The 14,060-nt window shown below is 72.2% G+C and carries 11 protein-coding genes; 8 read left to right on the top strand and 3 right to left on the bottom strand.

Annotated elements, in window-relative coordinates; all coding sequences use genetic code 11:
• The first annotated feature begins 121 nt into the window (after positions 1 to 121).
• The 3 genes from AOM46_RS16125 (at position 122) to AOM46_RS16115 (ending at position 5,121) form a co-directional block, all read left to right on the top strand.
• A complete protein-coding gene (locus tag AOM46_RS16125) occupies positions 122 to 1,513 on the top strand; it encodes an FAD-binding oxidoreductase (protein WP_078856870.1) in 1,392 nt (463 codons plus the stop codon).
• Between the two features lie 111 nt (positions 1,514 to 1,624).
• Positions 1,625 to 4,618 carry a bifunctional [glutamine synthetase] adenylyltransferase/[glutamine synthetase]-adenylyl-L-tyrosine phosphorylase gene (locus AOM46_RS16120; protein ID WP_062212709.1) on the top strand — a complete coding sequence of 998 codons (2,994 nt, stop codon included), beginning with the start codon at positions 1,625 to 1,627 and terminating at the stop codon, positions 4,616 to 4,618.
• Positions 4,619 to 4,665: 47 nt separating this feature from the next.
• Complete coding sequence (locus tag AOM46_RS16115) at positions 4,666 to 5,121, top strand: DUF6234 family protein (protein WP_062211867.1); 456 nt, start codon at positions 4,666 to 4,668, stop codon at positions 5,119 to 5,121.
• 31 nt (positions 5,122 to 5,152) lie between these two features.
• Here AOM46_RS16115 and AOM46_RS16110 read toward each other — a convergent pair whose 3' ends face one another.
• Positions 5,153 to 5,998 (bottom strand): phosphatase PAP2 family protein, encoded by an 846-nt coding sequence (locus AOM46_RS16110; RefSeq protein WP_062212706.1) that lies wholly within the window; start codon positions 5,996 to 5,998, stop codon positions 5,153 to 5,155.
• Positions 5,999 to 6,149: 151 nt separating this feature from the next.
• The gene (locus tag AOM46_RS16105) at positions 6,150 to 7,178 is read right to left on the bottom strand and encodes a LacI family DNA-binding transcriptional regulator (protein ID WP_062211864.1); all 1,029 of its coding nucleotides are present in this window, start codon (positions 7,176 to 7,178) and stop codon (positions 6,150 to 6,152) included.
• A 294-nt stretch (positions 7,179 to 7,472) separates the two neighbouring features.
• Between AOM46_RS16105 and AOM46_RS16100 the strand changes: the two genes are divergently transcribed.
• From AOM46_RS16100 to AOM46_RS16080, 5 genes are read left to right on the top strand one after another with little or no spacing between them, the layout of a single operon-like run.
• Entirely contained in the window at positions 7,473 to 8,753 is a 1,281-nt protein-coding gene (locus tag AOM46_RS16100; protein WP_062211861.1) for an extracellular solute-binding protein, read from the top strand.
• A 32-nt stretch (positions 8,754 to 8,785) separates the two neighbouring features.
• Positions 8,786 to 9,814 carry a carbohydrate ABC transporter permease gene (locus tag AOM46_RS16095; RefSeq protein WP_078856867.1) on the top strand — a complete coding sequence of 343 codons (1,029 nt, stop codon included), beginning with the start codon at positions 8,786 to 8,788 and terminating at the stop codon, positions 9,812 to 9,814.
• 2 nt (positions 9,815 to 9,816) lie between these two features.
• Positions 9,817 to 10,752, top strand: a complete 936-nt coding sequence (locus tag AOM46_RS16090) for a sugar ABC transporter permease (RefSeq protein WP_078856919.1) — start codon at positions 9,817 to 9,819, stop codon at positions 10,750 to 10,752.
• Between the two features lie 42 nt (positions 10,753 to 10,794).
• Positions 10,795 to 12,498 carry an alpha-amylase family glycosyl hydrolase gene (locus AOM46_RS16085; RefSeq protein ID WP_062211858.1) on the top strand — a complete coding sequence of 568 codons (1,704 nt, stop codon included), beginning with the start codon at positions 10,795 to 10,797 and terminating at the stop codon, positions 12,496 to 12,498.
• Entirely contained in the window at positions 12,483 to 13,553 is a 1,071-nt protein-coding gene (locus AOM46_RS16080; protein ID WP_078856918.1) for a LacI family DNA-binding transcriptional regulator, read from the top strand. Before AOM46_RS16085 ends, AOM46_RS16080 begins: the two co-directional genes overlap by 16 nt.
• Positions 13,554 to 13,584: 31 nt before the next feature.
• Here the strand turns inward: AOM46_RS16080 and AOM46_RS16075 are convergent, their stop codons facing one another.
• Positions 13,585 to 14,010: a RidA family protein gene (locus AOM46_RS16075; RefSeq protein ID WP_062211843.1), complete on the bottom strand. Its 426-nt coding sequence runs from the start codon at positions 14,008 to 14,010 to the stop codon at positions 13,585 to 13,587.
• Between the last annotated feature and the right edge of the window lie 50 nt (positions 14,011 to 14,060).

The raw sequence follows: 14,060 nt of genomic DNA, 5'->3' as shown, positions 1-14,060 counted from the left end.
GGGCGCGCGTGGATGGCCGTGCGCTCCCCGGTGATGCGGCAACGCTCATACGAGGGATGTAAGACGGACCTCCCGGGCTTGAGACTGTGTGCTCCCCAGCGCACTTCCGAGAGGACTTCACGTGCCCGCCCATCCGCTCGCCAAGCAGCTCGCTCGGCATCTGCGCGGCGCCGTGTTCGACCCGGGCGACGCGAGCAGCGCCGCTTCCGAACCCGCCGCCCCGCCCGCCCCCTTCAACGGCATCGCCCGCCACCACCCCGCGCTGACCGTCGCCGCCGAGGACCGGGACGACGTCCGTACCGCCGTCGCGCACGCGGCCGAACAGGGGCTGCCGGTCGCCGTCCGGGCCACCGGACACGGCATCACCCGGCCGGCCGACGGCGGCCTGCTGATCAGCACCCACCGGATGAACGAGGTCCGCGTCGACCCGGCCACCCGCACCGCGCGGGCCGCCGCCGGGGCCCGCTGGGAGCAGGTGATCAGGGCCGCCTGGGCATACGGCCTGGCGCCGCTCAACGGCTCCTCCCCGCTGGTCGGCGTCGTCGGCTACACCCTGGGCGGCGGCCTGGGACCGCTGGCCAGACGCTACGGCTACGCGGCCGATCTGGTCACCCGGCTTGAGGTGATCACCGCGGACGCCCGCGTCCGGCAGGTCAGCGCCGGCGACGAGGCGGACCTCTACTGGGGCCTGCGGGGCAGCAAGGACAACCTCGGCATCGTCACCGAGCTTGAGTTCGGCCTGGTCCCCGTCGACCGGTTCTACGGCGGCGGCCTCTACTTCCCGGGGTGGGCGGCGGCGGAGGTCTCCCACACCTGGCGGATGTGGACGGCCACCGTCCCCGAGACGATGACCAGTTCGCTGGCCCTGGTGCGGCTCCCCGACTGGCCCCAGCTCCCCGAACCGCTGCGCGGCGCGCACACCGTGCACCTGCGGGTCGCCCACACCGGGCCCGTCGCCGAGGGCGAGGCGCTGATCGCCCCGCTGCGCGCCGTCACCCGGCCGCTGTACGACACCGTCACCGAACGCCCCTATCTGGAGATCGCCCGGGTGCACGACGATCCGGTCGAACCGCTCGACCACCACGCGCACTCGGTGATGCTGCGCGATCTGGACGCGGCCGCGGTCGACCAGGTGCTGACCCTGGTCGGGCCCGAGGTGTCCCAGTGCCCCGCCTACATGGTCGAACTGCGCCACCTCGGCGGCGCCGCCGGACGCCCGCCGGCCGTGCCGAGCGCCGTGGGCAACCGGGACGCCGCGTTCAGCCTGATGGTGATCTCCCCGCCCGGCAGCACCAGCGCCTACGCCGACGCGCTGCTGAAGCGCATGGTCCCCTGGTCCACCGGCCGCTCCTACGTCAACTTCCTGACCGGACCGCTCGCCATCTCCTCGGCCCCCGAGGTGCACGACCCCTGCGATCTGGTGCGGCTCGCCGAGCTGAAGCGCACCCACGATCCGGACAACATGTTCCGTTTCAACCACAACATCGCCCCGGCCCGGGGGCGCGGTGCCTGAACGGGCGGGCCCGGAGCATGGTTACTCTCTATGCCGGAAGACGCCGACGGGACCGGCCGGCGACAACGGGCGGCCGGTCGTCGGGTCAGCGACCGAGAGGGGACGACCACGGTGCCGGTCGGAGGGCGACGGGACAGCCGCTTTGGACAACTGGCGCGCCGCGGGTTCACCGACCCGTCCGCCGCCGAACGACTGCTGGAGTCGACCCCGCTGCGCCCCGCGGCGCAGCACACCGCGCTGCTCGACGCGCTGGGCGCCACCGCCGACCCCGACCAGGCGCTGCGCGCCCTCGCCCGGCTGGTCGAGGCCCAGCCCCCGGACGAACGCGCCCGCCTGCTGGACACCCTGCTGGCCGCCAAACCCCTGCGCGACCGGCTGCTCGCGGTGCTCGGCGCCTCCGAGGGACTGGCCGACGAGCTGGTGCGGCACCCCGCCACCTGGCAGGCGCTGCACGCCTTCGAGACCGCCGATCTGCACCCGGGCACCGAGGAGTTCACGGCCGCGCTCGCCTCCGCCCACGACCGGGACGCGCTCCGCGTCGGCTACCACCGCGCGCTGCTCACCATCGCCGCCCGCGATCTCACCGGCACCGCCGGCTTCACCGAGACCGCCGCCGAACTCGCCGATCTGGCCACCGCGACGCTGCGCGCCGCGCTCCGGATCGCGGGCGCCGGCGCCCCGGCCGACGTCGCCCAGTGCCGTCTCGCGGTGATCGGCATGGGCAAGGCCGGCGGCCGGGAGCTGAACTACGTCTCCGATGTCGACGTGATCTTCGTCGCCGAGCCGGTCGAGGGCGTCGACGAGGAGGTCGCCCTGCGCGCCGCCACCCGACTGGCCTCGGCGATGATGCGGATCTGCTCCGACCGCACCGCCGAGGGCACCATCTGGGAGGTCGACGCCAACCTCCGCCCCGAGGGCCGCAACGGCCCGCTGGTGCGCACCCTCAGCAGCCATCTCGCCTACTACCGGCGCTGGGCCAAGACCTGGGAGTTCCAGGCGCTGCTCAAGGCCCGCCCGGTCGCCGGCGATCCGGAGCTGGGCGCCGCCTACTGCTCGGCCGTCGCCCCCCTGGTGTGGCAGGCCGCCGAACGCGAGAACTTCGTGCCCGACACCCAGCGGATGCGCCGCCGGGTGGAGAGTTCCATCCCCGCCGCCCAGCTGGAACGCGAGCTGAAACTCGGCCCCGGCGGGCTGCGCGACGTGGAGTTCGCCGTCCAGCTCCTCCAGCTGGTCCACGGCCGCGCCGATCCCGAACTGCGCGACGCCACCACCCTGGACGCGCTGGCCGCGCTCGCCGCCGGGGGCTATGTCGGCCGCACGGACGCCGCCGAGCTCGACCGTTCCTACCGTTTTCTGCGCACGGTCGAGCACCGCATACAGCTCTACCGGCTGCGCCGCACCCATCTGATGCCCACCGACGCGGCCGATCTGCGCCGGCTCGGCCGCTCCCTCGGCTTCACCGTCGACCCGGTCAAGGAGCTGACCGCCGCCTGGCGCCGGCACACCTCGGGCGTCCGGCGGCTGCACGAGAAGCTGTTCTACCGGCCGCTGCTGGACGCGGTCGCCCGCCTCGACGTCGGCCAGCAGGTCAGGCTCGGCGAGGGCGCCGCCAAGGAGCGTCTGGAGGCCCTCGGCTACACGGACCCGGCCGCCGCGCTGCGCCACCTCTCGGCGCTGGCCTCCGGCGTGACCCGCAAGGCGGCCATCCAACGCACCCTGCTGCCCGTCCTGTTGGACCGGTTCGCCGACTCGGCCGACCCGGACGCCGGACTGCTCGGCTTCCGCAAGGTCTCCGACGCGCTGGGCAGCAGCCCCTGGTACCTGCGGCTGCTGCGGGACGAGGGCGCGGCGGCCGAGAACCTGGCCCGGGTGCTCTCCGCCGGCCGGCTCGCCCCCGACCTGCTGTTGCGCGCGCCGGAGGCGGTCGCCCTGCTCGGCGATCCCGCCGGGCTCGAACCGCGCGGCCGGGCGGCGCTCACCCAGGAGGTGCGCGCCGCCACCCGCCGGGCCAGCGGCCCCGAGGCCGCCGCCACCGCCGCGCGCGGCGTGCGCCGGCGCGAGCTGTTCCGCACGGCGGCGGCCGACATCATCGGCGCGTACGCCCCCGAGGGCGCGCCCGGCTCGGCCGTCGACGTCGCCGCCGAACTCGACCGGGTCGGCGACGCGCTCACCGACATCAACGCCGCCACGCTGGTCGGCGCCCTGGACGCGGCGGTCGCTGCGCGCGGCGACGCCGAGCCGCTGACCCGCCTCGCGGTGATCGCCATGGGCCGCTTCGGCGGCCGGGAGCTGTCCTACGGCTCGGACGCCGATGTGGTCCTCGTCCACGAGCCACTGCCGGGCGCCGACGAGCGGGCGGCCGCCGACCAGGCCAGAAGCCTGGCCAACGAGATGATCCGGCTGCTCCAACTCCCCAGCGTCGACCCGCCGTTGCTGGTCGACACCGATCTGCGCCCCGAGGGCCGCAACGGGCCGCTGGTCCGCTCGTTGGCCAGCTATGCCGCCTACTACCGGCGCTGGTCGCTGATCTGGGAGAGCCAGGCCCTGCTCCGCGCCGAACCGGTCGCCGGGGACGCCGAGTTGGGCCGACGCTTTGTCGAGCTGATCGACCCCATGCGCTATCCGGCCGAGGGCGTGGCCCAGGAGGCGGTCCTGGAGATCCGGCGGGTCAAGGCGCGGATGGAGGCCGAACGGCTGCCACGCGGCGCCGATCCGACCACCCACACCAAGCTCGGCAGGGGCGGCCTCTCCGATATCGAGTGGACCGTCCAGCTCCTCCAGCTGCGGCACGCGGCCGAGGTTCCCGAACTCCGCGTCACCGGCACCCGCCCCGCGTTGACCGCCGCCACGGCGGCCGGCCTGCTGGCGGCCGACGACGCGGAGATCCTGGACGAGGCGTGGGTGCTGGCCTCCCGGGTCCGCAACGCGGTGATGCTGGTGCGCGGTCGCCCGCTGGACACGTTCCCCACCGACAGCCGGGAGACGGCGGCCGTCGCCCGCTACCTCGGCTACGAACCCGGCACCGCCGGCCGCATGCTCGACGACTACCGCCGCGTGACGCGCCGGGCGCGCGCCGTGGTGGAACGCCTCTTCTACGACTCCTGACCGGGCGGCTCGGCCCCGGCCCCGAAGCCCGTGGTGGGATAGGGCGGGTGAACGACTTTTCGAATGGCTCGCCCGGTTCGGTGCGGCGGCGGCCCAGGCTCCACCGCGGGGCCGACCTGCTGGGCGCGGTCTGCCTGGTGCTGGTCGAGGCCGTGGTGCTGGCGGTGGTGGTGTACGTGGTGGGAATCTCCGCCTGGGCCGACTCCTACGAGGCGCAGCCGACGAACGACGCCGGCGGGCGGCTGGTGCTGTATCTGGCCGTGGGCGCCCTGGTGGCCGGTCTGCTCGCCGTCGTGCTGTGGCGGGCCCGCGCGCCGTTCGGCGCCGGCGCGCAGCTCCTCGTGGCCCTGCTCCTGCTGGGGTTCTGCCTCCTCGGCCAGGCCGCGGAGTCCCGCGCCGCGGCCCCGCCGAGCGGCCCTGACGTCACCGCCGAGGACGGCCACGCCGGGGGTGTCGCCTGCCACGGCGGGGGCGGCGACGACTGCCGGCACCCAGGCCGCTGACCCCCGACCGGCCGCCGCCCGGCCACGCACCCTAGCCGGGCTGTCGCCCCGAGGGGGCGGCGCGCTCGGCGTCGGTCGCCGCTCGGTCGCCGGAGGCGACCTCGCGGGGGAGGCGGTAGCAGAGGCGGCCGTACCAGAGGCGCGCGACGAGGTAGCCGGCGGCGAGGCAGATCATGCCGCCGACCGCGTCCAGCCAGAAGTGGTTGGCGGTCGCGACGATCACCAGCAGGGTGACGATCGGGTAGAGGACCCCGAGCGCCTTGATCCACAGCGGCCTGGCCAGCACGGCTATGGTGATGCCGCACCAGACGGACCAGCCGATGTGCATGGACGGCATCGCCGCGTACTGGTTGGAGACGGAGGCCATCGCGCTGTCCTCGGCGGAGAGCGAGCCCCAGGTGTCGTGGACGAGAGCGGTGTCGATGAAGTCCATGCCCTCCATCAGCCGGGGCGGCGCCAGGGGGAAGAAGTAGTAGCCGAGCAGCGCCACGGCCGTGGTGGCGAAGAGCACCAGCCGGGTCGGCCCGTAGCGGCCGGGGTGGCTGCGGAAGAGCCAGACCAGCACCGCGATGGTGACCACGAAGTGCAGCGTCGCGTAGTAGTAGTTCATCGAGACGATCAGCCAGGTCACGCCCTCGACGGCATGGTTGACCGAACGTTCGAACGCCAGTCCGAGATGGCCCTGGAGGTCCCAGATCCATTGGGCGTGCTTCTGGGCGTCGGCCACCCGGTCGGGGGCGGCGTTGCGGATCGCCGAATAGATGGCGTAACTGACGCCGATCAGCAGCAGTTCGAACCAGATGCGGGGTCTGCCGGGGAGGCGCGGGCGAAGGACGCGTCTGGTGGGGGCGGTCTGGCTCGCTTGTCGGTCGGGCACGGACACGGCCGCTTCTACTCGTTCACTTTCAGGACTGACGCTGGTTGCCCCCATGGGCCACTAGTCTGCCAGAGCGATGCCGTCCGCCCGATCATCCTCCGGTCTGGTCTTCGGCCCGGTGGTTCTCCGACGTACGGGGGAGATGTCCCGGTCAGGGACGCCGGTTCGCCGGGGCGGCGGCGGTGGAGCCGCGCACCACCAGCTCGGGGAGGAAGACGAACTCGCTGGGCGGCGCCGGGGTGCCCCCGACCTCCTCCAGCAGCGCCCGCACCGCGGCCTGGCCCATGGCCGTGACCGGCTGGCGGATGGTGGTCAGCGGCGGGTCGGTGAAGGCGATCAGCGGGGAGTCGTCGAAGCCGATCACCGAGCAGTCCCCGGGGACGGCGAGCCCGCGTTGCCTGGCCGCGCGGATGGCGCCCAGCGCCATCATGTCGCTGGCGCAGACCACCGCCGTGCAGCCGGCGTCCAACAGGGCGCCGGCCGCGGCCTGTCCGCCCTCCAGGGTGAAGAGGGAGTGCTCGATCAGCCGCTCGGCCCGTTCGGCCGGCACCTTCAGCTCGGCGGCCATCGCGCTGAGGAAGCCCTCGACCTTGCGCCGCACCGGGACAAACCGGATGGGGCCCAGGGCTAGGCCGATCTCGCGGTGCCCGAGGGAGGCGAGATGCGTCACGGCCAGGCTCATCGCCGCCCGGTCGTCGGGGGAGACGAACGGGGCGCGCACGCTGGGCGCGTAGCCGTTGATCAGGACGAACGGGACGCCGCCGGCGCGCAGTCGGTCGTAGCGCTCCATGTCGGCGGAGGTGTCGGCGTGCAGTCCGGAGATGAAGATGATCCCGGCGACGCCGCGTTCCACCAGCATTCCGGTCAGCTCATCCTCGGTTGAGCCGCCCGGGGTCTGGGTGGCGAGCACCGGCGTGTAGCCCTGACGGGTGAGCGCCTGGCAGATGACCTGGGCGAACGCCGGGAAGATCGGGTTCTCCAGCTCGGGGGTGATCAGCCCGACCAGGCCGGCGCTGTGCTTCTGGAGGCGGGAGGGGCGCTCGTAGCCCAGCAGGTCGAGGGCGGCCAGCACGGATTCGCGGGTGGCCGAGGCGACACCCGGCTTGCCGTTCAACACCCGGCTGACGGTTGCCTCACTGACCCCCGCCTGGGCTGCGATATCGGCTAGCCGTGCGGTCACGCTTCCGGACCTTACCGGTCACCGCCGACCCTGCCCACCGCGCTGGGAAGTCTGTGGGTGAATGTGGTGATTTCCGGGACCTCGGACGGGGGGAACGCCGTCCGCCGGGCGGACGGCTGTGCGCTCCGTGGTGGGAAAAGTCCTGTACAGCGCACTCTTGCAGAAATTTGCCGCAAGGTCTTTCCAAAATCTTGCGGCACTGTTACGTTCCTGCTCGGCCCGGCGTCGCAGTGGCGCGGCGCATAGGGTGGAACACATCGCCCTAACTCGGGCGTAACGGTTGAAGGAGTTCACATGCGGCGCAGCATAGGGACCACGGCCGTGCTGGCAGCACTGGCTGTTGCGGCAACAGCTTGCGGCGGGGACGACGGTGGCGACGGCGGCGGTAACGGCGGTAACGGGGGCAGCAGCTCCGAGGGGAGCGGCGAGCTCTCCGGCACGGTCACCTACTGGGACACGTCCAACGAGACCGAGGCGGCCGTCTTCCAGGCCATCGCCGAGGAGTTCACCGACGAGCACCCCGGGGTGACGGTCGACTACGTGAACGTCGGCTTCGACGACGCGCAGAACCGTTTCAAGAACGCCGCCGGCGCCAACGAGGCCCCGGACGTGATGCGCACCGAGGTCGCCTGGGTCGCCGACTTCGCCAGCCTGGGTTACCTCTACCCGCTGGACGACACGGCCGCCCTGGACAACCAGGACGACTTCCTCGCCGAGCCCTGGGCCAGCACCCAGTACGACGGCCAGACCTGGGCGGTGCCGCAGGTCACCGACACCCTGGCGCTCTTCTACAACAAGGAGCTGCTGGCGGAGGCCGGCGTCGAGGTCCCCGAGTCGCTGGAGCAGATCCAGCAGGACGCCGCGGCCTACGAGGCCGTCGGCACCGTCCCGCTCTACGCACGCGGCGACGACCCCTACTGGTTCTTCCCCTTCCTCTACGGCGAGGGCGGCGATCTGCTGAACGCCGAGGAGGAGCGGGTCACCATCGACGACGACGCCGGCATCGCCGCGTTCGAGGCGATGAACGAGCTGATCGAGTCCGGTGCCGCGATCACCGACACCAGCGACGGCTGGGAGAACATGATGTCCGGGTTCGCCGACGGCGACGTGGCCATGATGATCAACGGCCCCTGGGCGATCGCCGACGCCACCGCCGCGCTGGGCGACAACCTGGGCGTGGCCCCGGTGCCGGCCGGCGGCCAGGCGCAGGGCTCCCCGCTGGGCGGCTGGAACTACGGCATCTACGCGGGCACCCCGGACGCCGAGGCGTCCATGGAGTTCGTCAAGTACATGAGCTCCGCCGAGGTCCAGACGCGGATCACCGAGGAGCTGAGCCTCCTGCCCACCCGCGAGTCCGTCTACGCGGAGCCGGCGGTCGAGGCCAACGAGATGGTGCAGTTCTTCAAGCCGGCGGTCGATGTCGCGCACGAGCGGCCCTGGATCCCGCAGGCGCAGTCGCTCTTCGAGCCGCTGCGGATCTCCATCGAGTCCATGCTGACCGGCTCCTCCTCCCCCGAGGAAGCGGCCCGGCAGACCGGGGACACCTACCGTGACCTGCTCGAAGACTGGAGCTGACCGGGACCTCGGCAGGACGGAGGGCCGACACCATGGCTGACGCTGTGCACACCCCCAGCACGCCCACGCCCGAACCGAGCCCGGCTCCGGCCGGGGCGGCGAGCGCCCCGAGCGCCCGCCGCCCCGGCCGGGGGCGCCCGCCGCTGCGGCACCGGCTCGGCGACTACTGGTACGCCTGGGCGATGATCGCCCCGGTCGTCGCCGTGATCACGGTGATCATCGGCTGGCCGCTGGTGCGGGGCATCTTTCTCTCGCTCACCGACGCGGACGAGTCCAACGTCGAGCGTCGGATCGGTGTCAACACCATCGAGGCGACCTACGAGTTCGTGGGTCTGGAGAACTACAAGGACATCCTGACCGACAACGCCTTCTGGGACCGGCTCGGTTGGACCGTGCTGTGGACGGTGGCCTGTGTCGGCATCACCTTCTGCATCGGCCTCGGCCTGGCCAACATGCTCAACCGGGCGTTCCGGGGGCGCACGCTCTACCGGATGGCGCTGATCCTGCCCTGGGCGATCCCGGCCTTCGTGTCGATCTTCGCCTGGCGGATGCTCTTCAACGAGCGCAACGGCATCCTCAACGGGATGTTGGAGAAGGGCGGCATCGAGGGCATCGCCTGGCTCTCCGACCCGACCTGGGCCAAGATCGCCGTGATCGGCGTCAACGTCTGGCTGGGTGTGCCCTTCATGCTGATCGCGATGCTGGGCGCGCTGCAGTCCATCCCCGCCGAGCAGTACGAGGCGGCCGAGATGGACGGCGCCAACGCCTGGCAGCGGTTCCGCAACATCACGCTGCCCGGGGTGCGTCCGGTCGCCATGACGGTGGTGCTGCTGAGCACCATCTGGACGTTCAACATGTTCCCGGTGATCTTCCTGTTGACCCGGGGCGGCCCGGCGGGCTCCACCGACATCCTGGTGACCGAGGCGTACCGCCTGGCCTTTATCGCCAGCCCACGGGACTTCGCCTCGTCGGCGGCCTGGGGCGTGTTGATTCTGCTGCTGCTGGTGCTGTTCGCGGTCGCCTACCGCAGAGCGCTGCGCCGCCAGGGAGAGGTGTGGTGACCATGGCGACCGATACCACCCGTGTCGACGGCACCGAGCCGTTGCCGGTGCCGGGGCCGGCGCGTCCCGCCGGCGGCGGGAGGGACGCCGGGCGTCCCCGGCGGGTCAGGGCGCGCGGCGAGCGCGGCCCGTTGGCCTCCTTCGGACTGCACGCGACCCTGCTGGTCGCCGCGGTGATCGCGGTGTTCCCGCCGCTGTGGCTGGTGGTGACCTCGTTCAAGCCGAAGAGCGAGACGTTCTCGCTGTCGCTGATCGCGGACTTCACCACCGACAACTACAACCATGTGATCAACAACACCGAGTTTCTGACCTGGTTCGGCAACTCCGTGCTGATCGTCGCCATCACCACCGTGATCGGCGTGCTGATCTCCTCCACCACCGGCTATGCGCTCAGCCGCTTCCGGTTCCCCGGGATGCGTCCGCTGATGTGGACGCTGCTGATCACGCAGATGTTCCCGATGGCGGTGCTGATCGTGCCGCTGTACAACCTGATGGCGCGTTACGGACTGCTCAACCAGCCGGTCGCGCTGATCGTCACCTACCTCACCATCGCGGTGCCGTTCTGCGCCTGGATGATGAAGGGGTTCTTCGACACCATCCCGGTCTCCATCGACGAGTCGGGACGGGTGGACGGCCTCAACCCGTTCGGCACCTTCTGGCGGCTGATCATGCCGCTGGCGCGTCCGGGGCTGGCCGTCACCGGCTTCTACACCTTCGTCACCGCCTGGGCCGAGGTGGCCTATGCCACCGCCTTCATGACGGGCGAGGACAACCTCACCCTGGCCGGCGGTCTCCAGACCTTTGTCAACCAGCACACCCAGGACTGGCATCTGATGACGGCCGCCGCCGTGCTGATCGCCGTTCCCGCGACGCTGGTCTTCGGATACGCCCAACGACATTTGCAGTCCGGACTCACCGCCGGCGCCACCAAGTCCTGACGCCGGCCCCGTCCCCCGACTGCCCGAACCCACAGGGATGTCATGACCCAGCACCTCGCTGACCGTACCCAGCCGACCAGCGATGCCCCCACCTCCCACCCCGGAGCCGAAGCGGCCACGCCGGGTGTGCCGACGCCGCCGGAGTGGTGGCGGGACGCGGTGATCTACCAGGTGTATCCGCGTTCCTTCGCCGACGCCAACGGCGACGGCATGGGCGATCTGGCCGGGATCAGGGCGCGGCTGCCCTATCTGGCCAGGCTCGGCGTCGACGCCGTCTGGCTCAGCCCGTTCTACGCCTCCCCCCAGGCGGACGCGGGCTATGACGTGGCCGACTACCGGGCCATCGACCCGATGTTCGGCGATCTGCACGACGCCGACGCGCTGATCAGGGACGCCCATGACCTGGGCCTGCGGATCATCGTGGATCTGGTGCCCAACCACTCGTCCGACCAGCACGAGTGGTTCCAACGCGCGCTGCGCGAGGGCCCGGGGTCCCCGCTGCGGGACCGCTACCACTTCCGGGCCGGCAAGGGCGAGAACGGTGAACTGCCGCCCAACGACTGGGAGTCCATCTTCGGCGGCCCCGCCTGGACCCGGGTGGCCGATCCGGACGGCACCCCCGGCGAGTGGTATCTGCACCTGTTTGCCCCCGAGCAGCCCGACTTCAACTGGGAGAACCCGGCGGTCAGGGACGAGTTCCGCTCGGTGCTGCGGTTCTGGCTGGACATGGGCGTAGACGGGTTCCGGATCGATGTGGCGCACGGCCTGGTCAAGGCCCCTGGGCTGCCCGACATGGGCCACGCCGGCCAACTCCGGCTGCTGGGCACCCAGAAGCTGCCGTTCTTCGACCAGGACGGGGTCCACGAGATCTACCGCGCCTGGCGGGGGATCCTCGACGAGTACCCGGGGCAGCGGATCGGCGTGGCCGAGGCGTGGACGCCCAACGCGGAGCGCACCGCGCTCTATGTCCGCTCCGACGAGCTGAACCAGGCGTTCAACTTCCACTATCTGAGCACCCCCTGGAACGCGGCCGAGCTGCGCGCGGTGGTCGACTCCTCCCTGGACTCGATGCGCCCGGTCGGCGCCCCCGCCACCTGGGTGCTCTCCAACCACGATGTGGTGCGGCACCGCACCCGGCTCGGCGGCGGGGTGGAACGGGCCCGCGCCGCCTCGCTGTTGATGCTGGCGCTGCCCGGGTCCGCCTATGTCTACCAGGGCGAGGAGCTGGGCCTGCCCGAGGTCGTCGACCTGCCGGACGAGGCGCGGCAGGATCCGGCGTTCTTCCGGCGCGGCACCGGCGGCGACGGTCAGGACGGTCAGGACGGGCTGCGGGACGGCTGCCGGGTGCCGATGCCGTGGAGCCGGGAGGGTTCCTCGTTCGGCTTCGGCGGCTCGGGCGGTTGGCTGCCGCAGCCGAGGGACTGGGGCGGGCTCTCCGTCGAGGCGCAGACCGACGATCCGGGCTCCACGCTGGAGCTGTACCGGCGGGCGCTGGCCGAGCGGCGGGCGCGCTCCGCGCTGGGCGCGGGCGACACCGTCGAATGGCTGGCGGCGGCGGACGGCGTGCTGGCGTTCCGCCGGGTCGGCGCGGACGGCCGGGCGGTGCTGGTCGCCGCCAACACTACGGACCGGCCGGCCCCGTTGCCCGAGGCGTGTGCCGCGGCCGGCGGCCTGGTGCTGGCCAGCGGTCCCTACCAGCAGGGTGCGCCGCTGCCGGCGGACACCACCGTCTGGTGGGAGGAGTGACCCAGCCGGCGCCCACGTTTCCGCAGCCGGCCCGGCTCGCCGACATAGCCGGGCAGGCCGGGGTCAGCGAGGCCACCGTCAGCCGGGTGCTCAACGGGAAGCCGGGCGTCGCCGCCGGCACCAGGCAGCGGGTGCTGGCGGCGCTGGACATCCTCGGCTACGAACGGCCGGTGCGGCTGCGGCAACGCAGCGCGGGGCTGGTCGGGTTGGTGATCCCCGAGCTGACCAACCCGATCTTCCCCGCCTTCGCCCAGGTCATCGAGCAGACCCTGGCCGGCTACGGCTATACCCCCGTGCTCTGTACGCAGAGCCCGGGGGGCGCCACCGAGGACGAGCTGGTGGACCAGTTGGTGGAGCGCGGGGTCACCGGCATCGTCTTCATGTCCGGGCTGCACGCCGACACCTCCACCGATCCGTCCCGCTACGCCAGGCTGGCGGGGCAGGGGGTGCCGTTCGTCCTGATCAACGGCTTCAACGACCGGGTGAAGGCGCCCTTCGTTTCGCCGGACGACGCGGCGGCCAGCCGGATCGCGGTGCGTCATCTGCGGGCCCTCGGCCACCGCAGGATCGGTCTGGCGGTCGGCCCGCAGCGGTTCGTTCCGGTGCGGCGCAAGGTCGCCGGGTTCGAGGGGGAGATCGAGGAACAGCGGGAGCGCGCGCTGGCCGCCGGCGAGCCGCCGGTCGAGGGCGTGGTGCGGCACACCCTCTTCAGCGTGGAGGGCGGACAGGCCGCCACCGCCGCGCTGTTGGACGCCGGCTGCACGGGGGTGGTCTGCGGCAGCGACATGATGGCGCTCGGCGCGGTGCGCGCGGTGCGCCAGCGCGGGCTGTCCGTGCCGGACGACTGCTCGGTGATCGGCTTCGACGACTCGCCGCTGATCGCCTTCACCGACCCGCCGTTGACCACCGTCCGACAGCCCGTCACGGCGATGGCCAACGCGGCGGTGAACGCGCTCCTTGAGGAGGTGGGCGGCAACCCGGCGCAGCACACCGAGTTCGTCTTCCAGCCCGAGCTGGTGGTGCGCGGCTCCACGGCCGTGGCGCCGCCCGGCTGAGGCGCTTTCCACGGCTGCGGCGCGTTGGCCGTCAGACGGCGGCCAGCGCGTCGATCTCCACCAGCATGGCCTCGTGCGGGAGTTCGACGAAGACGGTGGTGCGGCAGGGCAGCACCCCGCTGGGGCAGTGCTCGGCGACAAAGGCGCCATAGGCCTCGTTCATCGCGCCGAAGTCCGCCCGGCGGGTCAGATAGACGCGGAACATCAGCACGTCCTCGACGTCGGCGCCGCCGGCGTTGAGGATGGCCCGGACGTTGCGCAGGGTGCGCAGCGTCTGCTCGCGGACATCGCCCGGATACAGATAGGCGCCGGTCGCCGGGTCCTGTGGGCCCTGGCCCGAGACCTGCAGCAGCGGGCCCTTGCGCACCCCCTGGGAGAAGTTCCAGGCGGGCGCCGGGGCCTGGTCGGTGCTCAGCCGGATCTTCCGGCCCGGCGCGTCCTGCGGTTGTTCGGCCATGCTGCCTCTCGCCTTCCCTTGGGTCTTCTCACGCGAACGCCGTCACGTTA

Source organism: Streptomyces sp. NBRC 109706, from assembly GCF_000974485.1.
GTDB lineage: Bacteria > Actinomycetota > Actinomycetes > Streptomycetales > Streptomycetaceae > Streptomyces.
Note: the sequence above shows the minus strand (reverse complement) of the source record. Positions and strands in the feature narration are given on the sequence as shown.

Excerpts from the sequence above, each read along its gene's own strand:
- AOM46_RS16075 (WP_062211843.1), bottom strand. The coding sequence starts at position 14,010 with ATGGCCGAACAACCGCAGGACGCGCCGGGCCGGAAGATCCGGCTGAGC.
- AOM46_RS16100 (WP_062211861.1), top strand. The coding sequence starts at position 7,473 with ATGCGGCGCAGCATAGGGACCACGGCCGTGCTGGCAGCACTGGCTGTT.
- AOM46_RS16095 (WP_078856867.1), top strand. The coding sequence starts at position 8,786 with ATGGCTGACGCTGTGCACACCCCCAGCACGCCCACGCCCGAACCGAGC.
- AOM46_RS16085 (WP_062211858.1), top strand. The coding sequence starts at position 10,795 with ATGACCCAGCACCTCGCTGACCGTACCCAGCCGACCAGCGATGCCCCC.
- AOM46_RS16090 (WP_078856919.1), top strand. The coding sequence starts at position 9,817 with ATGGCGACCGATACCACCCGTGTCGACGGCACCGAGCCGTTGCCGGTG.